The organism is Xanthomonas campestris pv. campestris str. ATCC 33913, assembly GCF_000007145.1.
In the GTDB taxonomy this organism is placed as follows: Bacteria; Pseudomonadota; Gammaproteobacteria; order Xanthomonadales; family Xanthomonadaceae; genus Xanthomonas; species Xanthomonas campestris.
Genome location: NC_003902.1, coordinates 1,141,204 through 1,163,333, shown reverse-complemented (window position 1 = coordinate 1,163,333; position 22,130 = coordinate 1,141,204). Strand labels below are relative to the sequence as shown.

The following is a 22,130-nucleotide window of genomic DNA, read 5'->3' as shown; positions in this document are numbered from 1 at the left end:
AGCTGCCTCAGCCCGCCTGGCGCAGCGTGCAAAACTGATACGGATAGACGGTTTGCCCAATGCGTGAGAGCAACGTGCGGCACTGCGCCGGGTCCAGCGTCAGCCCGTACGCACCCAGGCGCTGCTGCGCCATCTCGCGAATGGCCTGATCGGCCGCCGCGATATCCAGCGCCCTGGCCTTGGGCACGACCAACAGGCAGCGGCCGGGCGTGGAAGCAGCCAGCTCGGCGCGCAGACCGCGCGCGATCAGCCAACGCAGGCGTGCGCAGTCCGGCTGCGCTGCCCACCCGAACTGATGCGCCCAGCGATTCATGCGATCCACCCGCGCCTGCTGTTTGTCGCGCGCCGCACCCAGCATCGCGTAAATCTGTGGGCGCTCGGCCACCAGGGTGCGCACGCGCGCCCGATACGCATCGGTCTCGCTGATGTTGGTTGCGACCCCGATGTAACGGGACTGCTGCGGCAACAGCGTGACGCGCCATGACTGCGGCTCATCGCCGACCAGCAAGACCGTTACCCGTGCCGGATCGATGATCTGCGGTTGCGTGACCTCAAACCCCGCGCGCGCCCAGGGCTCGTGCCCCCAATCCTTCCAGCCGACCACGGCCACCAGCGCGCACAGCCCGATCAACCACGCAGCCTTGTGATCGGCACGTTGCGCAAACGCATGCCGGCAACAGATCCACAGCACCACCGGCGCCAGCAATTCCAGCACGACCAGATAGCGGTGGATGCTGAAGATGGCCTGCCACAACACATAGGCCGTGGCCACGAACACCAGCACCACAGTGGCCGAGCGATCCAGCCCAACCCCAGCAACCCGGCGACGCAGCACAGCGCGCGCAGCCACGATCAGCACCAGCGCATACAGCACGGCCCACAGTGCCTGCACCAATCCCAGGTCGCCGATACGTTGCGGCTTCAACGTAAACAGCAGCGGCCAGAGCAGGTGTTCGCCAAGATTGCGCGGCAGCCAGCGCGTGTCGGCGATCGACACCGGCGCGGCCAACGGGGATTTAAACAGCCCATTGAACTGCGGGAATAACGGGTTGCCCAGGTGTTGCCAGACCTGCCAGTACCACGGCCCGGCCACCAGCGCGAATACACCGCCCGCGACGACGATCACGATGCCCAGCGCCAGCAGCCGTGCCCGCAGGCGCGCGCCATCGCACATCAGCGCCGGCACCAGCGCGAGGGCGTAGAGCGCATTGGTCAACTTGAGCGCACCGCCAGACCCAGCAACGCGCCTGTACGCCATAGATGGAGGGCGGTTTTGCCCTGCCGCGCACGTGCCTGTGCCTGCAGAACCAGCGCCAAGGCCCAACACGGGCAAGGCCGTGGCGGTATCGCCCATGGTGCCGCCGAGTTCGGACAGAAACACGGCGCTGCTGAATCCTGCGGCCACCAGCAGCGGTGTCCATTGCGCACGCCGCGGATGCACCGAAAGCCCCCGCCAGGCAACCGCGGCCACCGGCACGAACACCAGCGCATGCAGTGCACCGAGCAGCACGCCAACCAGTGGCGCGGGAAGGTGCAACATCAAGGCGGCATGCATCGCATCCAGCAGCGGGCTGAAGTAGCTTTGCATCTGCGCCAGCGCGAGGTCGGTCGTCAGTCGCCCGTGCAATCAGGCATCGCCGATGTACAGGTGATAGTTGCGCAAGTCCCAGTTGGCGTCCTGGCCGAGGCCGAGCGACATCAGTGCACCGAGCAGCACGATGGCAAGTACGGCGGCGGCACTATGCCGCAGAGAATGGAAACCGAAGCGACGATCCGCCCAGGCGAGCAGGCGTTGGCGGCGCGTCGCTTTCGCTGTTGCTGCACTTGCCCGCATCACGCCCGCTCCTGCGCATGTCTGGATGCAAGCGCTGCCACGCTCGGTTCGGCGAGATAGGCCAGATGCTTGGACTCGACACGACCACGGGTCACCGTGTCCAGAATCAGCCCGCACGCCAGCAACAGGAAACCGAGCAGCATCAGGGCTACGCACAGGATCGCGGTTGGAAAGCGCGGCACCAGGCCCGTTTCCAGATAGGTCTGCAACAACGGTACGGCCAGCACGATCGACAGCGCGGCACTGAACAGGAAGCCGATCGAAAAGAACAGCAGCGGACGCTCGGCCTTGAACAACTTCACGATGGTGGTAAGGATCCGCCACCCGTCGCGCCAGGTATTCAACTTGCTCTGCGAGCCCTCCGGCCGCACACCGTAGGCAGTGTCGACTTCGGCGACCGGCATGCGCAATTGCAACGCGTGCACCGCCAGTTCGGTTTCGGTTTCGAACCCATGCGCATGCGCGGCAAAGGATTTGACTTAGCGGCGCGAAAACACCCGGCAACCCGACAACATGTCTTCGAAACTGCGGCCGCACAGCAGGCCTGCGCAGCGTGTCAGCAGCACATTGCCCAGCCGATGTCCGGGCCGGTACGCGGCCTGCTGTTGATCGCGCCGCGCGCCGACCACCATGTCCAGTTGCTCGCTGAGCAACTTGCGCACCAGCGCTGGCGCGGCAGCCGCGTCGTACGTCGCGTCGCCATCGACCAGCACATAGATGTCGGCGTCCACATCGGCAAAACCGCGGCGCACCACATTGCCCTTGCCCTGCAGCGCCACGCGCCGCACCTGCGCACAGGCCGCTACGGCGATCGCCGCGGTGGCATCGCTGGAGTTGTTGTCCAGCACATGGATGGCCGCCCGCGGCAACGCCACGGCAAAATCACCGACCACTGCGGCAATGGTGGCGGCCTCGTTGTGGCATGGCACCAGCACGGCGATGCGGATCCCGGCAAAGGTGTCGGGACAATCGGTACTCATCACGTAGGCCAGTCTCCGGTCAGGGGACGGGAACGGTGAATGGCTGCTCCCACCAGTCCTCGACGCTGCCGTCGTGGCCGTGCAGGCGCAAGCCCAACCAATGCGTGCCGGGCGTCAGCGCGCGCGTGTCCAACGTGGCAGTAAAGCCGACGCGGGGATGTTGCGGGTCGTTAGAGATTTTCCAATACGGGCGCACATCCAGGGTGGCACCGTAGTCGGCGCGTCCAGCGGGGCGACCATCGACCAGCAGCTCGACGCGCGACAGGCCCACGCCGTCCTTGAAGGCCCAGCCACGCACCTGCATGGTGGTCGTGGCGGCAACGCCAGGCAGCGGCGTATCGATCCACGCCATCGCAGGCGCGATGCAGGGGCCGGGCTGGCGTTGCGCCGGCAGCGCGAACAGCAGGAAGCGCTGATAGCCGTGGTCAGTGGAGACCACCTTGGGCGGCGGCAGCGGCCCGACCATGGCGCAGATGGCGTGGTAACGCGTGAGCAGATCGCGGTAGCGCTGATCGCTGGGCGAGAGCACCAGCAGGCGCGGGCCGCTGCGTTCGCCATGGCTGAGCAGCCCCCACTGGGCCAGTTGCGCCGAGCGGCCATGCTTGTCGTTCAGATCAGCCTGCAGCACTTCGATCTGTGCATCGTGCAATTGGAAGCCGAGCTCGGCGCCTACCTTGAAGTTTTCCGCCAGCACGCGGGTGCCGGGCGGCAGCTGCGCCAGTTCAGTCTTGACCGCACGCGCCAGGTCTTTCCAGCCGGCAAAATTGCGCGGGTAGTATTTTTCGCCCGCCGCTTGCGCGCGGATTGCCGGCACCGACACCGCCAGGTAATAGCTGTAGGCGCCCAGCATGCCGAGCAGCGCGATCAGCCAGGTGGCACGCCGCAGCGGGCGCGGCCAGCGCATCAGGATCACCGGCGCGGCGACCAGCAGGGCGAGATAGCCCGGCAACGGCCAGTGGAAGCTGATCCGCTCGGCATCGCTGAAGAACCCCAGCACGAAGATCGCCAGCGTGGAAATACCGCCCAGCAGGCCGAAGTAGCGCCACTGCGCACGCGAGCCGCCACTCCCGGCACGGGTGCCGGCCAGGCTGACCTTGACCATCGCCCAGGCCAGCAGTGGCGTCACCAGCGCGGCCTGGATCAGCAAAAACCACAGCCCGGTGATCTGGAACGTCCACGGATGCCGGTCTACCAGCTGAAAGCGCAGGCCCGCCTCGTCATGGTCGGTGTTCCAGAACAGCAGCGGCAGCCAGCTCATGGCACCTACCGTCAGCGCCATCCAGATGCGTGGGTCGCGCAAGACCGCACGCCCCTGCGGAATGCACAGCAATGCAATGCATCCCACTCCGATCACACCGACAAAGCGGTAGTGGCTCAGTGCACCGATGACCAGGCCGATGGCGAGCTCCAGCGCGCTGGTGGCATCGACCTCGCGCAACAGCCGCGCGCCCGCATCCATGCACAGCACCGCTGCCAATGCCATGGGCACATCGGGCACCGCCAGGATGCCGAGCGTGGCCGACAGCGGCATTAGCAAGGTCAGACTGCCGGCCTGCCAGCCCAGCGTGGAGCCGAACCAGCGCGTGGCGATGTGCGCAACCAGCCACGGCAGCAGCGCAGCGATGGCCAGAAACGGCAACCGCAGCGCCAGTAAATGGTGCCCGCCAAGTTCCACGCCCAGGCGCGTCAGCCACGCGGTCATGCCCGGCAGATCCGAGTACGCCGCTGCCAGATGCTGGCCTTCCTGCCAGTAAAACGCCTCGTCCACGAACAGCGGCAGACGCGCGGCAATCAATAGCTTGACGGCCGTCGCCAGTGTCCACAGGATCACGAAGGTGCGATGTGCGCGTTGGTCCCCTGGCATTGCCCTGTGCACTCTTCTTCCACCTACGGATTTGTGATGTCGACACCGCTGCGTTCCACGGAAATGCTAACCGATGCGCTGCGCCAATCGCTGCGGCGCGCACAGGACCAGGTCAATTCGCTGTTGCTGGGCAAGGCGCAGGAAGTGCGCCTGGCGTTCGTGGCACTGCTGTCCGGGGGACATCTGTTGATCGAGGACCTGCCCGGCCTGGGCAAGACCACCCTCGCCCACGCCATGGCGTCCAGCCTGGGCCTGGGGTTCCAGCGCGTGCAGTTCACCTCTGACCTATTGCCGGCCGATGTGCTGGGCGTGTCGGTCTACGACGCGGCCTCGCGCCAGTTCCAGTTTCATCCCGGCCCGGTGTTCACCGACGTGCTGCTGGCCGACGAGATCAACCGCGCGCCGCCGCGCACGCAGAGCTCGCTACTGGAAGCGATGGCCGAGCAGCAGGTCACCCTGGACGGGGTGACACATGCGCTGCCGGAGCCGTTCTTCGTGATCGCCACGCAAAACCCGGTTGATCTGTCGGGCACCTTCCCGCTACCGGATTCGCAACTGGACCGCTTCCTGCTGCGGCTCAGCCTGGGCTACCCCAGTGCCGATGCCGAACGGGCGCTGCTGTCGGGCGTGGATCGTCGCGAGTTGATCGCCCAGGCCGCACCGCAGTTGAGCGATGCCGATGTCGTGGCGTTGCGCGCGGGGGTCAACCACATCCACACCAGCGACGCCTTGATCACCTATGTGCAGGCGCTGCTGCTGCGTAGCCGTCAGCACGCCGGCGTGCGCGTGGGCCTGTCGCCGCGTGCGGGGATTGCGCTGTTGCGCGCAGCCAAGGCCTACGCCCTGCTGCTGGGGCGAGAGCATGTGCTGCCGGAGGATGTGCAGGCGTTGTTCGTGGCGGTCGCCGGGCACCGCCTGGTGCCGGAAGCCGAATCATCGTCCGGGCCGGCGCTGGCCAAGGCGTTGCTGCACAGCGTACCGGTGGACTGAGCACGTGCGTGCGCACCTGCGTGGCATGGGCCGACGGCTCAGCCTGCTGGCCCGCCCGCGCGGGCCGGAAGCTGTGCCGATCGTGCTGGATCGGCGCCGGATCTATGTGCTGCCCACGCGATTTGGCCTGTTTCTGGCGGCCTTGCTGATGGCCATGCTGCTCGGCGCGCTGAACTACAACAACAACCCGGCGTTGTTGCTGGCGCTGCTGCTGGCCACCGCCGGCATCGCCAGCAGCATCGTGGCGCACCTGCAATTGTCGGCACTGCGGATCGAAGCGGTCTCCGCCGAACCGGTGGTGGCCGGTGAGCCGCTGCGCATGCGGGTGTCGTTGGCACGCCGCGACACCCGCGCCCGCCGCGGATTGCGCCTGGATCATCTGGAGCACAGCGGTTTTTGCTCGCTCACCGACTACGACAACGCGGACGTGGATCTGCTGGTGCCCACCGTGCGTCGCGGCTGGCAGGACATCGAGCGCATTCGGCTGTCCAGCACTCAACCGCTGGGGCTGGTGCGCGCCTGGTCATGGGTCTGGCCGGAAACACCGCTGCTGGCGTACCCGGCCCCGGAAGCGCACGGCCCCGCGCTGCCCGATGGCGCCGGCTCGCCCAATCAGACCCGTCTGCATGCACAAGGCGAGGAACTGCACCAACTGCGTCCGTACCGGGCCGGCGACGCACCGCGCACGATTTCGTGGAAGCACTCTGCGCGCCGCGATGCGCTGCTGGTGCGCGAATACGAGCAGCCGCTGGGTGTGGAAGTCACCCTCGACTGGCGCAGCCTCAGCGCCCTGCCCTACGAACGCCGCATCGCGCGGCTGACGCGCTGGGTCAACCTTGCCGAACGCGATGGCCGCCGCTACCGGCTGCTGTTGCCGGGCCAGCCACCGCTTGGTCCTGCACAGGGCCCGTCGCACCATCATCTGTGCCTGCGTGCGTTGGCGCTACTACCGCATGACTGAGCCTACCGCCCCGATCACCCAGGCCAGCCGCGGCTGGGTACTGGCCACCACCTGGCTGGCGCTGGCGCCGCTGCTGCTGCAGTTGCCCGGCCTGCTCGCCGGCACCATCGCCGTCGCCGCGCTGCTGGTCGGCGTGATGAGCTGGCGTGGCAGCCTGATGGCACCGGTCCGGTTGCTGTTGGTCATCGCGATGCTGGCCGCGGTGTACTGGCAGATCGGCATGCGCTTCGGGCGCGACACCGGCTGCGCGGTCCTGGCGGCGATGCTGGCGATCAAGGCCTCCGAATTACGCACCCTGCGCGATGCGCGCAGCCTGCTCGGCTTTGCGTTGTTCGCACCGTTTGCCGCATTCCTGCTGGACCAGGGCCCGGCCACCATGGGCCTGGCGTTGCTCGCGGTGCTGAGTGCGCTGTTGTGCATGCAGCGCCTGGCCGACGAGGAACACCGCACCGGCACGCCAGGGCTGCGCCTGCAATTGCGCAGCATCGGCAAGCTGGTGGCCATTGGCGTGCCGCTGGCCCTGGCCACGTTCTGGCTGCTGCCACGTTTGAGCTCGCCGCTATGGGGCGTGCCGGAGCGGGCGCTGTCGCGGCCCGGCCTGTCGGACAACATGTCGCCGGGTGAGTGGATCGACCTGATGGCCGATGACAGCCCCGCCCTGCGCGTGCAATTCACCGGCAAGGCGCCGCCACCGGAGCAGCGGTACTGGCGCGGCCCGGTCATGTGGGATTTCGATGGCCGCACCTGGCAGCGCGCGCGCTGGACCGGCCGCGCGCAACCAGCCGCCTTCGCTGCCGGGCCGGCAACGTATCGCTACCGCCTGGACTACGAGCCCACCGACCGCCGCCAGCTGGTCGCGCTGGATCTGCCGGTGCAAGGCGTTGCGAACGCCGAGCTGTCGCCCGATTACGAATTGTTCGCGCAGCGCCCGTTGAGTGCACTCACCCGCTGGGACCTACAGTCCGCGCCGCCGGCACGCTTCGACACCGATCTACCGGCGCCGCTGCGCGCACGCGCATTGGCGCTGCCACCCGGCTTCAATCCACGCACCATCGCCCTGGCCCGCCAGTGGCGTGCCGAAGCGGGTCGTGACGATGCCGCAGTGGTGCAGCGCGCGCTGCAATGGATCACGCGCGAATTCGCCTACACGCTCGACACCCCGCTGCTCGGGCGCAACAGCGTCGATGAGTTTCTGTTCCAGCAGAAGGCCGGTTTTTGCGAACACTTCAGCTCGTCGTTTGTGGTGCTGATGCGCGCGGCCGGCATCCCGGCGCGCGTGGTCACCGGCTATGCCGGCGGCACCTACAACGGGCTGGGCAATTACTGGGTCGTGCGGCGCATGGACGCGCATGCGTGGAGCGAGGTGTGGCTGGCCGGCCGTGGCTGGGTGCGCGTGGATCCCACCGCCGCCGTGGCACCGGAACGCATCTATGACACGCTGGAGGATCGCCTGCAGGCCGGTGGCGGCGGTGGTGGCCAGCTGGGCACCTGGGACAGGCTGGGCGAGGTCAGCGACTGGTTGCGTCGCGGCTGGAACGAGCTGGTGCTGTCCTTCGACGCCGACCGCCAGCAGCGGCTGCTGCAACCGTTCGGCATCGACCGCCTGGACACCAACCAGCTCGCGGCCATCTTCGGCGTATTCGCGGTCAGCGCACTGGCCTGGATGGGGTGGCTGCTGGCGCGCGGCGAACGCGAACGCGACCCCCTGCTGCGCGCCTGGCACCGGCTCGGGCGCCGTTACCGCAAGCTCGGCCTGGCCCGCGAACCGCACGAACCGGCCACCACCTGGGCGCAACGTGTGGCACAGCACGATCCCCACACGACACTGTTGGCACTCAGCCAACGTTTCGCTGCGGCGCGCTACGCTGGAGCTGATTCGGACAGCGCCTCTCTCATCAAAGATCTGCAGCAGCATCGCCCGCGAACCGGAGCTTCCTCATGAGTACCCGTTTTCTTCTTCCAGTCATCGCTGTCCTCGGGCTCGCTGCCTGTGCCACGGCGCCCAAGCCGTTGCAGGGCCAGTTCCCCACGGTCAGCCCGAGCGACTCGACCGCCAGTGCACAGGTCGGCACCTCGGTGCGCTGGGGCGGCAAGATCATCCAGACCAAACCGGCCCAGGGCCAGACCTGCTTCGAGCTGATCTCGCGCCCGCTCAACGCCAGCGGCCGCCCGGACCGCAATGCGGTGGATGCCAGCGATGGCCGCTTCCTCGCCTGCCGCGCGGGCTTCTACGACCCGGCGGTGTTCGAGCCAGGCCGCGAAGTGACCTTCATCGGCAAGATCGAAGGCTACGAAACCACCAAGATCGGCGAGTACGACTACAAGCTGCCCAAAGTGGCCGCCGATGTCGTCTACCTGTGGCCGCAGGTGCGCGAGGTCGATGTGGTGCCGGCCTACCCGTACGGCCCCTGGGGCGACCCGTGGGGTCCGTGGGGCCCGCGCTGGGGTGGCGGTTGGGGCCGCGGTTGGTGGTAACCAGCCACTGCTGAGATGACACAAAAACGCCGCTCACAGGGAGCGGCGTTTTTGTATGTGGCGTCCGACGCAGCAGGATCCTCTGGGCCTAACCACATCGATCACGGCGTACCGAAACGCCCCAGCGGCGCACCGGCCAGCAGATGCAGATGGATATGGAATACGGTCTGCCCAGCATGCTCGCGGCAGTTCATGACAATGCGGTAACCGTCCTGCGCTAGCCCTTTTTCGCGCGCATATGCCGCGGCCGCCAGCGCCAACTTGCCGACCAGCAGCGCCTGCTCCGGCGGTACATCGTCCAGGGTCGGGATCGCATGCAACTTGGGAATGAAGAGCACATGCACCGGCGCCTGCGGTGCGATGTCCTCGAATCCCAGCACCTCGTCGTCTTCATAGACGATGGTGGCGGGAATTTCGCGACGAATGATCTTGCCGAAAATGGTGTCGGTCATAGGAAGGGAATCGAGAATCGGGATTGGGGAATCGCAAGAGCTTACCGCGCGGGCTTCTGACTTTGCTTCTCCGATTCCCCATTCACGACTTACGATTCCCGGCGCTTAAAGCACCTCACTACGCGTGCCGAAGGCATGCGACAGCGTGCCGCGATCCACGTACTCCAGCTCGCCGCCCAGCGGCATGCCTTGTGCAAGCCGGCTGGGGCGCACGCTGTGTTGGCGGGCCAGTTGCGCCAGGTAATGCGCGGTGGCCTCGCCCTCGACGGTGGCGTTGGTGGCGATGATCATTTCGGTGACCTCGCCCGCTGCCAGACGCTCGGCCAGGCGGTCCAGCCCCAACTCACGCGGGCCGATACCATCCAGCGGCGACAAACGCCCCTGCAGGATGAAATACACCCCGCGGTAGCCGGTGGCGTGCTCGATCGCCAGGCGATCGGCGGGCGATTCCACCACGCACAGCTGCTGCCGATCACGGCCGGAATTGGCGCAGATCGCGCACACCTCCGACTCGGTGAAGTCGCGGCATTGCACGCAATGGCCCACCTTCTCCACCGCATTGGCCAACGCCGCCGCCAGCCGCCGCCCACCCTCGCGCTCACGCTCGAGCACGTGGTACGCCATGCGCTGCGCCGACTTCTGACCCACACCGGGCAGCACCCGGAAGGCTTCGATCAGTTGTTCTAGAAGGGAGGACATGTGCTCGGGAATCGGGAATGGGGATTGGGGAATCGCAAGAGCAAAGGTGCAGGTTGCTTCACGATTCCCGATTCCCTACTCCCGATTCCCAGCCTCTCAGAACGGCAGCTTCATGCCAGGCGGCAACTGCATGCCGGCCGTGGCCGAGCCCATGCGCTCCTTGGATTCGGCATCGATCTTGTTGGAGGCGTCGTTGAAGGCGGCGGCGATCAGATCCTCGGCCATCTCCTGGTCGGAGAGGATGCTCGGGTCGATGCGCACCTTGCGGCATTCCTTGGCACCGGTGAGCGTTACGCTGACCATGCCGCCGCCGGCGCTGCCGGTGACTTCCAGCTTGGCCAGTTCTTCCTGGGCGCGCTGCAGGTTTTCCTGCATCTTCTGCGCCTGCTGCATCAGTTGGGCAATATTTCCACGCATGCGGGGTTACTCGTCGTAAGGGCGGATGGAATCGGGAACGACCCGCGCGCCCTGCTGCTGAATCAGCTGCTGCACATTCGGGTCATTCATGAAGGCGGTTTCGGCCGCACTCTGGCGCTCGCCTTTCTGGCGATTGGCGCGCTCGTGCAGGGTCTCGACATCGGCGCTGCCGGTCTCGATCACGATGCGCGGCGTGTTGCCCAACTCTGGCGCCAGCGCCTGCGCAAGATTGGCGATGGAACGTTCGGAGTTGAGATATTCAAAGCCCGGCGCCAGCGCCAGGCGCAGCACGCCGTCGCGATGGCCGATGAAAGCCGCATTGGCAGCGAGCTGGCGCGAGGGGCCATTCAGACCGCTGCGCGTGACCAGCTCCAGCCATTGCTCGGCATCGGCGATGTGTCCGTCGTCGAACGTAGCGGCCGGCGGTGTCACCGGCGCGGGCGCAGACGGCGGGGCCACAGGCACCACCGCATCCATGGCAGCAGGCGCCGCGTCGTCGGCCACGGTCGCAGGCAGCGCCATGGCCGCTTCCGGCGCCATTAACGGCACAGCAGCAGGCACCTCGGCAGTGGCACGTTGCGGTGCAGCCTGTGCACGCACCGGTGCGTCGTCCACCGCCCACGGCGGTGTGTCATCCGTGCGCGCAGGCGGCGCTGACGGCGCAGGTTCGGCCGCGGCCGTGGGCAACACCACCACCGGCGATGGCGCGGCAGCGACGGGCGGTGCGGACACCACGGGGGCCGGGCTGACGTCGGCTGCCTTGGCCGACGTCGCCGCCCGTGCAGGTGCGGCGGCCGCAGGCGCCGCCTGCACGCCGGTGGCCGTTCCACGCGTGTGGCCGCCGGCGCTGGCGCCACGTCCATCGTCGCCGCTGCCGGCCGGCACCGCGGCAGCCGGCCGGAAGGCGAGCATGCGCAGCACGGCCATTTCAAACCCGGCGCGCGGACTCGGCGCCAGGTACAGATCGCGGCGCCCGTTGAGCGCCATCTGGTACCAGAGCTGCACCACTTCCGGCCGCAGCTGCGCGGCAAAGCCGGTCGGGTCGATGCCATCGCCCACGAACGCCACCGACGGCACCAGCTGCTGCACCTGGATGCGATGCAGTGCCTCCGCCAGCGCCTCCAGCACGCCGCTCCAGTCCGGCGAGAATTCCGCCAACGCGGCAACCACCTTCAACAACTGCGCGCCGTCCCCATCGGACAGCGCCTGCAACATCGCGCCGACCTGGGTGCGGTCGACCGTGCCCAGCATGGTGCGCACCACGTCTTCGCGCAGCGCACCGCCGGCATAGGCGATGGCCTGGTCGAGCAAGGACAGCCCGTCACGCAGCGAGCCATCGGCCGCCTTGGATAACTGCACGATCGCCGACGGGTCCGACTCGATTTCCTCGGCTGCCAGGATGCGGGTCATCTGGCCCTGGATCTGGTCTTCGTCCAGCCGCTTGAGGTTGAACTGCAGGCAGCGCGACAGCACCGTCACCGGCAGCTTTTGCGGGTCGGTGGTGGCCAGCAGGAATTTCACGTGTTCCGGCGGCTCTTCCAGCGTCTTCAGCAGCGCATTGAACGCTGCCTTGGAGAGCATGTGCACCTCGTCGATCAGGTAGACCTTGAACTTGCCGCGCGAGGGCATGTACTGCGCGTTTTCAATCACTTCGCGCACATCGTCCACGCCGGTGTTGGATGCGGCGTCGATCTCCAGCAGGTCGATATAACGCCCGGCATCGATGTCCAGACAGGCCGGGCACGTGCCGCACGGATCGGCACTGGTGCCCGTCTCGCAGTTCAGCGATTTGGCGAAAATGCGCGCGATGGTGGTCTTGCCCACGCCGCGGGTGCCGGTGAACAGGAACGCGTGGTGCACGCGGCCACTGTCGAGCGCATTGCTGAGCGCGCGGACCACGTGTTCCTGGCCAACGAGTTCGGCAAAACGCTTCGGGCGCCACTTACGGGCGAGAACGAGATAGGACATCGGGAAACCAGCGAACGTTGAACCGATATTGTGCCACGCCGCGCACTCTTGATCGTTCAGCGAAGGGCCGTCGGCCGCAGACACGCACCGGTCGGATCGACAGCGGCACAGTGCCGGCAGCGTGACGCGCGCGCAGCGCCAGCTGTCGCTGCGGCATCGGACCTGAGTGGGGTGGTGTCCCCGCCGGTTGACCTCGGCGCCCGCATCAATCGATACCGTTGCTGCCTTCCGGCCCTGGCGGGATTTTCGATCTAGCGTCGCGAGGGACCGACGGGGCCACCATAAGACGTGGGCCACCGGCGTGGCCCTGGATGTCGGCAACGTGCACAAGCGCGCAACGCAGACATCATGAAACTGGCGGAGAGAGGGGGATTCGAACCCCCGAAGCGCGGTTTAGACGCTTACACACTTTCCAGGCGTGCTCCTTCAACCACTCGGACACCTCTCCGTGCCTGTCGGGCGGCCTGGCCGTCGACAGAAGCGGAATTCTAGCTGTCGCGCGCGGCTTTAACAAGGTGAGTCTTGGCGCGGCCCGCAGAGGGCGCGACAGAATTGCGGTGCCGCAGAGGAACCCACCCGCGCGGGCACCTGTCGATTCAAACACCAGCCGCGCTCGCCTGGCAGATGCACCGCAGGTGAGGCATTGCCTTACTGCGACTCCGGATGCAGCCAGCCCGCATCGCCTTCCAGGTAGTGCTCGTGCTTCCAGATCGGCACGCGCGCCTTGACCTCGTCGATGATGAAGCGGCACGCCTCGAATGCGGCGCCACGGTGCGCCGCGCTGACGCCAACCCACACCGCCATTTCGCCGATGCCCAGCTCGCCCACGCGATGCACGCACTGCGCCTGCAGGATGGAGAACCGCGTCATCGCCTCGTCTAGCACACGCTGCCCTTCGGCCTGAGCGAGCGCGGCATAGGCTTCGTAGCGCAGCCCGGCAACGCTGCGGCCATCGTTATGGTTGCGCACCCAACCCTCGAAGCTCGCAAACGCACCAGCGCGCGGGTGCTCCAGTGCCTGCCGCAACGCTTCCACCTGCAGGGGCGCGTCTGACAGCGCGAAGCTCGGCCTGATCTGCTCATGCATGCTCAACCTCCAGAGACCGGCGGAATGAAGACCACTTCGCTGCCATCGCGCAGCGGGTCGTCCCAGCGCGCGAATGCGCCGTCCACGGCCACGCGTAACTGCGCCGGCGTCCAGCGCAGCCCGTGCCGTGCATCCAGTTCCGCATACACGCCGCGCAAATCGGCTGCACCCGAATGCACCTGCTCGCTGGCGATGCCGGCAGCCTCGCGCAAGCTGGCGAAATACAGCACGGTGATGGTGGCGCTCATCGTGCAGCTCCGATATCGCGCTTGCCGCCGCGTTTGGACAACAATTTGGTTGGGCCGATCCGCATGGTGTGCGAGAGCGCCTTGCACATGTCGTAGACCGTCAACGCCGCCACGCTGGCACCGGTCAGTGCTTCCATCTCCACGCCCGTGCGGTGTACGCAGCGCACCGTGCAGACGATCTGCAGCACCTGCGCGCCCGCCCAATCGATCTCGAAGCGGCAGCCATCGATGGGCAGCGGATGGCAGAACGGAATCAGCTCGTGCGTGCGCTTGACCGCCATGGTGCCGGCGATCACCGCCGTCTCCACGATGCCGCCCTTGGCGCTGCGCAAGCCGTTGGCGCGCAGTTGCGCTGCCACGGCCGCTGGAAAGTGCACGCGGCTCTCCGCGGTGGCACTGCGTGCGGTGACTTGCTTGTCCGAGACGTCCACCATGGTGGGCAGCCCGGCGTCGTCCAGGTGGGTGAGACGTGCGGAAGTGGTCTTTGCTGGCATGGGAAACGACACGGGAACAGAACGTCAGGATGCGGGATTGTCGGTGAACGGGGTGGCTTGATGGAACAGCATCCGCCAGCGCGCACCATCCAGGCGCCATAGCGAACTGCGCAGGGCACACCGCACCACGCCGTCGGCGTGCACGCGGGTGCGATAGCGCAGCTGCGCCAGCTGTGGGGCCAGCAGCACGCAGCTGAAGTCGTCGGTCACGTAATCGGCAGCCGCCGCACTGGTGGTCAATGCGGCGATGACCTCCCCGCGCGTGTAGCACCGGCCCGAGGCACCGAACTCGACGAACGCGGGATCCAGCAACGTCTCCAGTTCGGCCGCTGAGCCACGTACCTGTGGATCGAGCAGACGCAGCTCCATGTCGCGCAACTGCGTCAGCAGCGCTCACCCGCCGATCAGGAACATCTCGACCGGCTTGCGACGCCGGGAGGTGGACGCGCGCACTTCGCTATAGCGGTCCGCACGCACGCTCCAGCGCTGGCGCAGATGCGTGGCCAGGCCCTGCTCGCCCTCGGCCAGTGCCGGCTTGAGGTCATGCCCCTGGCTGGCAAACAGGCAGGTGTACAGGTGCCCATCGGCAGAGACGCGCGCGCGCTGGCAATCGCCGCAAAACGGCACGCTGACCGAACTGACAAAGCCCACCTCGCCCAGCCCGTCGGCAAATGCGTGCCGCTGCGCCACTTCGCCGGTGTAGTTGGCATCCAGCGGCGCCAACGGCCACCGCGCATGGATCCGGTCGCGCAACTGCGCGGAGGTCACCACCGCCTCGGGCCGCCAGCCATTGCAGCTGCCCACATCCATGAATTCGATGAAACGCAACACATGCCCGGTGCCACGGAAGTGCTCGACCAACGGCAGCACCTGGTCTTCGTTGACGTCGCGCTGCACCACGCAATTGATCTTCAGGCGCTTGAACCCGGCCTGCTCGGCCGCGGCAATGCCGGCCAGCACCTGGTCGATCTCCCCACGCCCGCCACTCATCTGGCGGAACAGCGCAGGCTCCAGCGCATCCATGCTCACGGTGATGCGGCGCAGCCCGGCCTGGCGCAGGGCCACGGCCTGGCGCGCCAGCAGCGCTCCATTGGTGGTCAGCGCCAGGTCCTCGATGCCCTCGATCGCCGCCAGGCGCTGGATCAGCACCGGCAGGTTCTTGCGCAACAACGGCTCGCCGCCGGTCAGGCGCAGCTTGGTCACGCCTACCGCCACGAAGGCGCGCACCAGGGTTTCCAACTGGTCAAAGCTCAGCCGCTGGTCAGCGTCCAGCCCGTAATCGTCCGGCACGCGGTCGGCGGGCATGCAGTAGCCACAGCGAAAATTGCAGGCCTCGATCACCGACAAGCGCAGGTCGCGCAGCGGCCGGCCGTAGCGGTCCTGCATCGGTGCGGCGCTCAGGTCCGGCAGCATCAGGGCACCCATCAGCGCGGCGCCATGGCGGCAGTGGGTGTTGCCAGCGCAAGCACCTGGCCAGGTACAGCCACGCGATGGCCGCGTGCCCGCAGCACGTCGCCGTCGGCGTTGCTGGCGTAGTGATACAGCCACATGCGGCTCAACAGGTCCTGCGGGTATTCCCGCTCCAGGTCATCCACACCAGTATGCGACGGGTTGCCGTGAACGCCGCAGTCATGCGCGATGAGCTCGCTGTCATCGGCATAGCGCGCCAGCATCTCCGGGATCGGCCGGGTGTCGCCGGTCCAGACCAGCGCACCCTGCAGGCGCAGCCCGTAAGCGGTCTCCGGCCAGTGGTGGCGCACCGGGAACACTTCCAGGCGCACACCGTCGTGCCAGAAGGCTTCGCCCACCGGCACCAGCTGAAATGCATCCCAGAAGTTTGCACCGCCCTCGGCCAGCACGTTCGGGTAGTCGGCCAGCCGCCGCTGCAGCAGCGGCACCACCGGCGCCGGCACGTACAGGCGGGTGCGACCGCGGCGTTCGGAGAAATAGCTGTCCACGAACAAGCGCTCCAGCCCGCCGACGTGGTCCAGATGCACGTGGGTGATGAAGACCGCCTGTGGCATCTGGCCGTAATGGGCCTGATAGCTGGTGAGCCCTTCGCTGCCGCAGTCGATGGTCAGCCACGGCGCACCGCCACGCTCCAGCGTGGCCATCGGCGACCCCAGCGCCACGGCCGACGCATTGCCGACCCCCTGCACCCGCAAAGCCCACTCCATCAGTAGCCCCGGCCCCAGGCCAGCTCGTAGGCGCGGTGCAGGCGCTCGTAGTCCTTGTCCACGTCTTCGCGGGTGCGGTTGCCGCGCAGCTTCAGCAGCGAACGATGCAGGCGGGCCAGGTTGCGCTCGCGCCAGCGAGTGGCCGGAATACGCAGCACGCCGCGGTCGAAATCGATCAGCCAGCCATGCCCGCCGGCATCGAACAGGATGTTGTGCGCATTGAGATCGGCGTGATCCAGGCCGGCGCGGTGGAAACGCGCGATCAGCCGCCCGGTGTCTTCCCACGGCGCGCCGCGGCCAGCCACCTGTGCATGGTCGGCCAGCGACCGCACGTTCTCCAGCCGCTCCATCAACAACGCAGCGCGGTAGCCGAGGCCTTCGCGCAGATAGCAGGCCGCCAACGGGCGCGGCACCGGCAGCTTGCGCTTGAGCAGCTCACGCATCAGCCGGAATTCGGCAAAGCTGCGCGTGCGCCCGGCGCCTTTCCAGAGGTATTGGTCGCGACTCACGCGTGCGGCCATGCCGCCGCGCCGGTATTGGCGCAGCACGCTGTGGCCAAACGGGGCATCCACGAACCACGCGCCACCGCGCCCGCCCTCGTCCACCGGACGCGCCCTGTCGCCCCAGCGCTGTGGCGAGAACAGCCCGGCGTCGGCTTGCCGCAGCCGTTCGCGGTCGAACAGAATGGCGCCGTACCCGCGGCCTTCGCGGTACGGCGTCAGCGCTTCAGTGGCGTCGAAAGAAACCATCCATCGAGTCTAACAACACCATGGCTTCTACGCCTGCTTCGTTATGCCTGCTGCGCCTGTCCGCCCTGGGCGACGTCACCCACGTGGTGCCGCTGGTGCACACCTTGCAGGCGGGCTTTCCGCAGGCGCAGTTGCACTGGATCATCGACAAGGCCGGGCTCAAATTGCTCGACGGCCTGCCCGGCGTGCAATTCCATGCCTACGACAAACGCAGCGGGCTGGCCGGCATGCGCGCAGTGCGCCAGTCGCTGGCCGCGCATGGCCACTTCGATGCCTTGCTGCAGATGCAGGTCGCGTTTCGTGCCAACGTGCTGTCGGCGTTCGTACCGGCGCGCCGGCGCATCGGCTACGACCGCAGCCGCTCGAAGGACCTGCACGGCCTGTTCGTCAACGAGCGCATCGCCGACCGCCCGTGCATACATGTTCTGGACGCCATCGGCAGCTTCGCCGAGCCACTGGGCCTTCGGCAGACCGAGGTGCGCTGGAACCTGCCGGTGCCTGCCGACGCACATGCGTGGGCCCAGGCGCAGTGGCAAGACGATGGGCGCCCGGTGTTGATGATCTCGCCGTGTTCCAGCCACGTGCGGCGCAACTGGTACCCGGACCGGCACGCTGCGCTGGCCGACCATGCTGCCGCGCAGGGCTGGCGGGTGGTGCTGTGCGGCGGGCGTAGCGGGCTGGAGCGCAGCACTGCCGATGCCATCATCGCGGCGGCAAGAACGCCGGTACTGGATCTGGTCGGCAAGGACACGCTCAAGCAGCTGCCCGCCCTGCTCGCCCGTGCCGCGCTGGTGGTCACACCGGATTCGGGGCCGATGCATATCGCCAACGCGATGGGCACCAAGGTGCTCGGCCTGCATGCCGCCAGCAACCCGCGACGCAGCGGCCCGTATTCGGATGTGCGCTATTGCGTGGATCGCTACGACGACGCCGCACGCAAGCACCTGGGCAAGCCGGCCGCGCAGCTCAAGTGGGGTACCAAGATCGAGTTCGAAGACGTGATGACCTTGATCAGCGTCGACGATGCCATCGCCGCGTTCGAGCGCTATCGCGCAGATCACCACTGAGCTACTGATCAGCGTCGGCGCGCCTGCAACACGCGCCGACGATCAGCCCGCATCAGGCGCCGCTGGCGCGGTAGTCCTGGTAGGACTTCTCTTCCACGTACGAAGACCCCAACGCCAGGTTGATCTCCTTCTTGATGCGCGCGCGCTCGTCGTTTTCGATATAGACACTGCGCGCCAGCTGCACGAAGGCATCGTCGAAGGACTGCGCCTGTTCCTTGAGGCGAATGTCGTCCTCGATCACCCACAGCCGCTCGTTGACCGCTTTCAGCTCCGCGCGTAGGCGAACGATGTCGTGGCCAGCAGCCGGATGCGCCATCCAGCTGGTTTCCAGCGCCGAAAGCTCATTGCGCACGTTGGCCAACTTGGCCGCGTCCTGCATGCGCTCGGACTTGATCTGCAGAATCGCGATCTTGTCGAGCAGCTCACCAAAGGACACCGGCACCAGGATCTCGGACATGACAGACCTCCAACGAAGAATCGGCAATTGTAGGCATAGCGCCGGCGGGCTGCGACCCGAAAACAAAAAGCCCCCTTGCGGGGGCTGATGTAGCGATGACGCAGAGTGCGCAGAAAACAGAAGCAGCATCGAAAACGCGTCACCACGATCCGGCGGAGAGGGGGGGATTCACTCGGCACTACGTGCCTTCGCCCTTTGGGCGGCTTCGCCGTGCAGACGGCGATGACGTCTGTCGAACCCGGGGCTTCTCACCCCCCAATGACGCCGGCGAAACTCACGCGGCATTGGCACAACGCGTCACCACAATCTGGCGGAGAGGGGGGGATTCGAACCCCCGAGGCGCTATAAACGCCTGCCTGATTTCGAGTCAGGTACATTCAACCGCTCTGCCACCTCTCCAGATGGTCCCCGGTGTCCCGGGGCCGTGCATCATACGGGCACACGCGGTTTGCCACAAGCGGGCGCGGCCTCCCGCAGAGACCGCAGTGGCAGGGCCGGCGTGAACATCCGCCACGGCCATTGCACCCCATCGGTTGCCCGCCGCCTGCGGGGCCGCGATGATGGTGCGGCACATCTCATCCTGGCGACCCCGCACCATGCTCGAATTCGGACACCTCACCCACGTGGGCCTGCGCCGTGACCTCAACGAGGACACGTACTACGGCGACAGCGAGCTGGGGCTGTGGCTGGTGGCAGACGGCATGGGTGGCCATGCCTGCGGCGAGGTGGCCAGTGCGTTGGCGCGCGAAACCATCGTGCGCGAAGTGCGTGCCGGTACGCCGCTGGCCCAGGCAGTGCGCATCGCCGACGAGGAAATCATCAAGACCTCGCGCCGCTGCAACGACACCCTGCCGATGGGCACCACCGTGGTGGCCGCGCGCGTGCTCGGGCAGCGTTTCGAAGTGGCCTGGGTGGGCGACAGCCGCGCCTACCTATGGCGTGACGGTCGGCTGGCGCAACTGAGCCAGGACCACAGTTATGTGCAGGAACTGATCGCCCAGGGCACATTGACCAGCGAGCAGGCGCGCGCGCATCCGCATCGCAATGTCGTCACCCAGGCGCTCGGCGTCACCGACCCGGCCCATCTCAATGTCGCCACCATGCAGGGCGAGCTCAAGTCGGGCATGCAGCTGCTGTTATGCAGCGATGGGTTGACCGAAGAAGTGGACGACACCGCGATCGCTACAACGCTGTCGCAGGCCGATTGCAGTGCCCAGGAATGCGTGGAATGCCTGGTCGCCGCCGCACTCGATGGCGGCGGCTCGGACAACATCACCGCCATCCTGGTGCGTAGTCACTGACTGCGCGGGCAGCGCGTCCTTCAGCGTCGCCTTAGCTGGCGACCGCGACCTCGTCCAACTCCGGCGCATCCCACAGCGCACGCCCGGCCTTCTTGCGCAGCCGCTCCAGACGCGCCTCGTGTGCCTGCAGCTCCGAGGGCGTTACCACCACGCGTGGGCGCGGCAGCAACAGCGACGGATCGAACGCGATCATGCCCTCGCCGCCTTCGGCATGCTGGCCGGCATCCATCGCGCCGAAGCCGATCTCTTCCTGCCCGGAGGTCAGCGCGATGTAGACATCGGCCAGGATCTGCGCATCGAGCAAGGCGCCATGCAACTGCCGGTGCGAGTTGTCCACGCCCAGCCGTTTGCACAACGCGTCCAGCGAGTTGCGCTGACCGGGATAACGCTCGCGCGCCATCATCAAGGTATCGACCACGGTGGCGCGGTCGATGATGCGGCCAAACTGATCGCCCAGCAGCGACAGTTCGTTGTCCAGGAAACCCAGGTCGAACGCGGCGTTGTGGATGATCAGTTCGGCGCCGTCGATGTAGGCCAGGAACTCTTCCACCACCTCGGCAAACACCGGCTTGTCCGCCAGAAATTCCAGGGTCAGCCCGGTGACCTCCTGCGCGCCGGGCTCGAAGTCGCAGTCCGGCCGCAGATAGCGATGGAAGTTGTTGCCGCTCGGGCGGCGCTCCAGCAGTTCCACCGCACCGATTTCGACGACGCGGTTGCCCTTGCGCCATTCCAGGCCGGTGGTTTCGGTATCGAGAATGATCTGACGCATGCGTCCTCTTACGATGTTGCGAGGCCACCGCGCTGGGCGATGGCCTGATTGCGGGCAAGCACGTCGACGCGCTCGTTGTCCGGGTCGCCATTGTGGCCTTTCACCCAGCGCCATTCGATGCTGTGGCGCTGGGTGGCCGCGTGCAGCCGCTCCCACAGCTCGCGGTTCTTGACCGGGTCGCCGCCGGAGGTCTTCCAGCCGCGCCGCACCCAGCCAGGCATCCACTCGGTGATGCCCTGGCGGACGTATTGCGAATCGGTGTGCAGCAGGATCTGGCATGGCTCGGTGAGCGTTTCCAGCGCCATGATCGCCGCCATCAACTCCATGCGGTTGTTGGTGGAATTGGCTTCGCCGCCGGCCAGTTCCTTCTCGCGGCCGTTGTAGCGCAGCAAGGCGGCCCAGCCGCCCGGCCCGGGATTGCCGAGGCAAGAGCCGTCGGTATGGACTTCAATGGATTTCATCAGGACCTAATTTGGATTGCGATGTCAGATCGTGGCCACAGGCTGCGGCCAACGCGACGGCAGGGCGATCGGCGTCGGACCGATCGGCGCTGCGGCACGCTTTTCCACTTCGAGGAGATACACCGCACGCCAGGGCGCACGGCTCGGATCGGTGGAGCCGCGGCCGGGGCCCCAAATCGGCCCCAGATACCGCTCCTTGTCCACGCATTGCAGCCCGGCCCGCTGCGCCAGCAGCCGCCACCGATCCGGGCGCAGCGCCACCGGGCCACGACGCGCCCAGCGGAACCGGTACGGGCTCAGCGGATTGAGCGTGAACAACCAAAGCCGCCCACCCGGCATCAGCACCCGCTCGCATTCGGCCAGGAACTCCGCCGCCCCATTGACCACCGCATGCTGCACCACGATGGCCTGCAGGCTCTCGGCCGGCAGCGGGAACGGCAGCGCACAGCGTGCGTCGCCGCCAAAGCGGCTACCGCTGCGATACAGCCGCAAGCCGCGCCCCTGCAGGGCCTCGCGCGGTGGCAGATCGGTGGTCGGAGTGACCCACAGCCAGGGCTGCGACGGGCGCGTCTGCATCGCCGCGAGCGCCAATTGGCGCTCCAGCTGGAGCAGGCTGCGGCCTCCGCCCGTTTCAAACCAGGATGAGACACCAGCTTGACGGGAGAACGGCGTGGCAGGCAT

The 22,130-nt window shown here is 67.0% G+C and carries 24 protein-coding genes, 2 tRNA genes, 1 other RNA gene and 1 pseudogene; 6 read left to right on the top strand and 22 right to left on the bottom strand.

Annotated elements, in window-relative coordinates:
- Positions 1–7 precede the first annotated feature (7 nt).
- The 4 genes and pseudogenes from XCC_RS05235 to XCC_RS05220 all read right to left on the bottom strand — a co-directional run bounded on the left by XCC_RS05235 (position 8) and on the right by XCC_RS05220 (position 4,678).
- On the bottom strand, positions 8–1,588 hold the full coding sequence (locus XCC_RS05235; protein WP_011036215.1) for a hypothetical protein: 1,581 nt from the start codon (positions 1,586–1,588) through the stop codon (positions 8–10).
- Between the two features lie 39 nt (positions 1,589–1,627).
- Entirely contained in the window at positions 1,628–1,837 is a 210-nt protein-coding gene (locus XCC_RS05230; protein WP_129589140.1) for a hypothetical protein, read from the bottom strand.
- Positions 1,834–2,814 (bottom strand): annotated as a pseudogene (locus XCC_RS22615) (glycosyltransferase). Before XCC_RS22615 ends, XCC_RS05230 begins: the two are co-directional and overlap by 4 nt.
- 19 nt (positions 2,815–2,833) lie before the next feature.
- Complete coding sequence (locus tag XCC_RS05220; RefSeq protein ID WP_016944816.1) at positions 2,834–4,678, bottom strand: glycosyltransferase family 39 protein; 1,845 nt, start codon at positions 4,676–4,678, stop codon at positions 2,834–2,836.
- Positions 4,679–4,714: 36 nt separating this feature from the next.
- Between XCC_RS05220 and XCC_RS05215 the strand changes: the two genes are divergently transcribed.
- Genes XCC_RS05215 through XCC_RS05200 form a run of 4 tightly spaced genes read left to right on the top strand, consistent with a single transcriptional unit; the run spans position 4,715 to position 9,104 of the window.
- Positions 4,715–5,668, top strand: a complete 954-nt coding sequence (locus XCC_RS05215) for an AAA family ATPase (protein WP_011036211.1) — start codon at positions 4,715–4,717, stop codon at positions 5,666–5,668.
- 4 nt (positions 5,669–5,672) lie between these two features.
- Complete coding sequence (locus tag XCC_RS05210) at positions 5,673–6,629, top strand: DUF58 domain-containing protein (protein WP_011036210.1); 957 nt, start codon at positions 5,673–5,675, stop codon at positions 6,627–6,629.
- A complete protein-coding gene (locus tag XCC_RS05205; protein WP_011036209.1) occupies positions 6,622–8,571 on the top strand; it encodes a transglutaminaseTgpA domain-containing protein in 1,950 nt (649 codons plus the stop codon). The genes XCC_RS05210 and XCC_RS05205 overlap by 8 nt, the downstream gene beginning before the upstream one ends.
- Positions 8,568–9,104, top strand: a complete 537-nt coding sequence (locus tag XCC_RS05200; protein WP_011036208.1) for a Slp family lipoprotein — start codon at positions 8,568–8,570, stop codon at positions 9,102–9,104. The genes XCC_RS05205 and XCC_RS05200 overlap by 4 nt, the downstream gene beginning before the upstream one ends.
- Positions 9,105–9,205: 101 nt before the next feature.
- Here XCC_RS05200 and XCC_RS05195 read toward each other — a convergent pair whose 3' ends face one another.
- The 13 genes from XCC_RS05195 to XCC_RS05135 form a co-directional block, all read right to left on the bottom strand.
- Entirely contained in the window at positions 9,206–9,556 is a 351-nt protein-coding gene (locus XCC_RS05195; RefSeq protein WP_011036207.1) for a histidine triad nucleotide-binding protein, read from the bottom strand.
- 105 nt (positions 9,557–9,661) lie between these two features.
- The gene (gene recR / locus XCC_RS05190) at positions 9,662–10,255 is read right to left on the bottom strand and encodes a recombination mediator RecR (protein ID WP_011036206.1); all 594 of its coding nucleotides are present in this window, start codon (positions 10,253–10,255) and stop codon (positions 9,662–9,664) included.
- Between the two features lie 96 nt (positions 10,256–10,351).
- Positions 10,352–10,672, bottom strand: a complete 321-nt coding sequence (locus tag XCC_RS05185; protein ID WP_011036205.1) for a YbaB/EbfC family nucleoid-associated protein — start codon at positions 10,670–10,672, stop codon at positions 10,352–10,354.
- Between the two features lie 6 nt (positions 10,673–10,678).
- A complete protein-coding gene (gene dnaX / locus XCC_RS05180; protein WP_011036204.1) occupies positions 10,679–12,640 on the bottom strand; it encodes a DNA polymerase III subunit gamma/tau in 1,962 nt (653 codons plus the stop codon).
- A gap of 177 nt (positions 12,641–12,817) precedes the next feature.
- An RNA gene (ffs, locus tag XCC_RS05175) (signal recognition particle sRNA small type) lies at positions 12,818–12,914 on the bottom strand.
- A gap of 81 nt (positions 12,915–12,995) precedes the next feature.
- A tRNA-Ser gene (locus XCC_RS05170) sits at positions 12,996–13,088 on the bottom strand.
- Positions 13,089–13,288: 200 nt separating this feature from the next.
- On the bottom strand, positions 13,289–13,726 hold the full coding sequence (locus tag XCC_RS05165) for a molybdenum cofactor biosynthesis protein MoaE (protein ID WP_011036203.1): 438 nt from the start codon (positions 13,724–13,726) through the stop codon (positions 13,289–13,291).
- A gap of 2 nt (positions 13,727–13,728) precedes the next feature.
- Positions 13,729–13,974, bottom strand: a complete 246-nt coding sequence (locus tag XCC_RS05160) for a MoaD/ThiS family protein (protein ID WP_011036202.1) — start codon at positions 13,972–13,974, stop codon at positions 13,729–13,731.
- Positions 13,971–14,468, bottom strand: coding sequence for a cyclic pyranopterin monophosphate synthase MoaC (moaC, locus tag XCC_RS05155; protein ID WP_011036201.1), 498 nt, complete (start codon positions 14,466–14,468; stop codon positions 13,971–13,973). The genes XCC_RS05160 and moaC overlap by 4 nt, the downstream gene beginning before the upstream one ends.
- A 24-nt stretch (positions 14,469–14,492) precedes the next feature.
- Complete coding sequence (locus XCC_RS05150; RefSeq protein WP_011036200.1) at positions 14,493–14,837, bottom strand: DUF4440 domain-containing protein; 345 nt, start codon at positions 14,835–14,837, stop codon at positions 14,493–14,495.
- 24 nt (positions 14,838–14,861) lie between these two features.
- Positions 14,862–15,893, bottom strand: coding sequence for a GTP 3',8-cyclase MoaA (moaA, locus tag XCC_RS05145; protein ID WP_019237906.1), 1,032 nt, complete (start codon positions 15,891–15,893; stop codon positions 14,862–14,864).
- Positions 15,893–16,645: an MBL fold metallo-hydrolase gene (locus tag XCC_RS05140; RefSeq protein ID WP_011036198.1), complete on the bottom strand. Its 753-nt coding sequence runs from the start codon at positions 16,643–16,645 to the stop codon at positions 15,893–15,895. Before XCC_RS05140 ends, moaA begins: the two co-directional genes overlap by 1 nt.
- Positions 16,645–17,394, bottom strand: coding sequence for a 3-deoxy-D-manno-octulosonic acid kinase (locus tag XCC_RS05135; RefSeq protein WP_011036197.1), 750 nt, complete (start codon positions 17,392–17,394; stop codon positions 16,645–16,647). The genes XCC_RS05140 and XCC_RS05135 overlap by 1 nt, the downstream gene beginning before the upstream one ends.
- Positions 17,395–17,414: 20 nt before the next feature.
- Between XCC_RS05135 and XCC_RS05130 the strand changes: the two genes are divergently transcribed.
- Positions 17,415–18,461, top strand: coding sequence for a glycosyltransferase family 9 protein (locus XCC_RS05130; protein ID WP_011036196.1), 1,047 nt, complete (start codon positions 17,415–17,417; stop codon positions 18,459–18,461).
- 52 nt (positions 18,462–18,513) lie between these two features.
- On the opposite strand, the gene XCC_RS05125 is transcribed toward XCC_RS05130, so the two are convergent.
- Positions 18,514–18,918, bottom strand: coding sequence for a DUF6165 family protein (locus tag XCC_RS05125; protein WP_011036195.1), 405 nt, complete (start codon positions 18,916–18,918; stop codon positions 18,514–18,516).
- A 308-nt stretch (positions 18,919–19,226) separates the two neighbouring features.
- Positions 19,227–19,317: transfer RNA gene (locus tag XCC_RS05120), tRNA-Ser, on the bottom strand.
- A gap of 197 nt (positions 19,318–19,514) precedes the next feature.
- On the opposite strand from XCC_RS05120, the gene XCC_RS05115 reads away from it, so the two are divergent.
- Positions 19,515–20,219 carry a PP2C family protein-serine/threonine phosphatase gene (locus tag XCC_RS05115; RefSeq protein WP_011036194.1) on the top strand — a complete coding sequence of 235 codons (705 nt, stop codon included), beginning with the start codon at positions 19,515–19,517 and terminating at the stop codon, positions 20,217–20,219.
- Between the two features lie 31 nt (positions 20,220–20,250).
- Here the strand turns inward: XCC_RS05115 and dnaQ are convergent, their stop codons facing one another.
- From dnaQ to XCC_RS05100, 3 genes are read right to left on the bottom strand one after another with little or no spacing between them, the layout of a single operon-like run.
- On the bottom strand, positions 20,251–20,988 hold the full coding sequence (gene dnaQ / locus XCC_RS05110) for a DNA polymerase III subunit epsilon (protein ID WP_011036193.1): 738 nt from the start codon (positions 20,986–20,988) through the stop codon (positions 20,251–20,253).
- Between the two features lie 8 nt (positions 20,989–20,996).
- Positions 20,997–21,449 carry a ribonuclease HI gene (gene rnhA, locus XCC_RS05105; RefSeq protein ID WP_011036192.1) on the bottom strand — a complete coding sequence of 151 codons (453 nt, stop codon included), beginning with the start codon at positions 21,447–21,449 and terminating at the stop codon, positions 20,997–20,999.
- Between the two features lie 24 nt (positions 21,450–21,473).
- The gene (locus XCC_RS05100; RefSeq protein WP_011036191.1) at positions 21,474–22,130 is read right to left on the bottom strand and encodes a hypothetical protein; all 657 of its coding nucleotides are present in this window, start codon (positions 22,128–22,130) and stop codon (positions 21,474–21,476) included.

Bases quoted from the DNA above. Each gene is read 5' to 3' on its own strand.
- XCC_RS05235 (WP_011036215.1), bottom strand. From the start codon at position 1,588: ATGCAAAGCTACTTCAGCCCGCTGCTGGATGCGATGCATGCCGCCTTG.
- XCC_RS05220 (WP_016944816.1), bottom strand. From the start codon at position 4,678: ATGCCAGGGGACCAACGCGCACATCGCACCTTCGTGATCCTGTGGACA.
- XCC_RS05215 (WP_011036211.1), top strand. From the start codon at position 4,715: ATGTCGACACCGCTGCGTTCCACGGAAATGCTAACCGATGCGCTGCGC.
- XCC_RS05205 (WP_011036209.1), top strand. From the start codon at position 6,622: ATGACTGAGCCTACCGCCCCGATCACCCAGGCCAGCCGCGGCTGGGTA.
- XCC_RS05200 (WP_011036208.1), top strand. From the start codon at position 8,568: ATGAGTACCCGTTTTCTTCTTCCAGTCATCGCTGTCCTCGGGCTCGCT.
- XCC_RS05195 (WP_011036207.1), bottom strand. From the start codon at position 9,556: ATGACCGACACCATTTTCGGCAAGATCATTCGTCGCGAAATTCCCGCC.
- recR (WP_011036206.1), bottom strand. From the start codon at position 10,255: ATGTCCTCCCTTCTAGAACAACTGATCGAAGCCTTCCGGGTGCTGCCC.
- XCC_RS05185 (WP_011036205.1), bottom strand. From the start codon at position 10,672: ATGCGTGGAAATATTGCCCAACTGATGCAGCAGGCGCAGAAGATGCAG.
- dnaX (WP_011036204.1), bottom strand. From the start codon at position 12,640: ATGTCCTATCTCGTTCTCGCCCGTAAGTGGCGCCCGAAGCGTTTTGCC.
- XCC_RS05165 (WP_011036203.1), bottom strand. From the start codon at position 13,726: ATGCATGAGCAGATCAGGCCGAGCTTCGCGCTGTCAGACGCGCCCCTG.
- XCC_RS05160 (WP_011036202.1), bottom strand. From the start codon at position 13,974: ATGAGCGCCACCATCACCGTGCTGTATTTCGCCAGCTTGCGCGAGGCT.
- moaC (WP_011036201.1), bottom strand. From the start codon at position 14,468: ATGCCAGCAAAGACCACTTCCGCACGTCTCACCCACCTGGACGACGCC.
- XCC_RS05150 (WP_011036200.1), bottom strand. From the start codon at position 14,837: ATGGAGCTGCGTCTGCTCGATCCACAGGTACGTGGCTCAGCGGCCGAA.
- moaA (WP_019237906.1), bottom strand. From the start codon at position 15,893: ATGGGTGCCCTGATGCTGCCGGACCTGAGCGCCGCACCGATGCAGGAC.
- XCC_RS05140 (WP_011036198.1), bottom strand. From the start codon at position 16,645: ATGGAGTGGGCTTTGCGGGTGCAGGGGGTCGGCAATGCGTCGGCCGTG.
- XCC_RS05135 (WP_011036197.1), bottom strand. From the start codon at position 17,394: ATGGTTTCTTTCGACGCCACTGAAGCGCTGACGCCGTACCGCGAAGGC.
- XCC_RS05130 (WP_011036196.1), top strand. From the start codon at position 17,415: ATGGCTTCTACGCCTGCTTCGTTATGCCTGCTGCGCCTGTCCGCCCTG.
- XCC_RS05125 (WP_011036195.1), bottom strand. From the start codon at position 18,918: ATGTCCGAGATCCTGGTGCCGGTGTCCTTTGGTGAGCTGCTCGACAAG.
- XCC_RS05115 (WP_011036194.1), top strand. From the start codon at position 19,515: ATGCTCGAATTCGGACACCTCACCCACGTGGGCCTGCGCCGTGACCTC.
- dnaQ (WP_011036193.1), bottom strand. From the start codon at position 20,988: ATGCGTCAGATCATTCTCGATACCGAAACCACCGGCCTGGAATGGCGC.
- rnhA (WP_011036192.1), bottom strand. From the start codon at position 21,449: ATGAAATCCATTGAAGTCCATACCGACGGCTCTTGCCTCGGCAATCCC.
- XCC_RS05100 (WP_011036191.1), bottom strand. From the start codon at position 22,130: ATGCCTGCCACGCCGTTCTCCCGTCAAGCTGGTGTCTCATCCTGGTTT.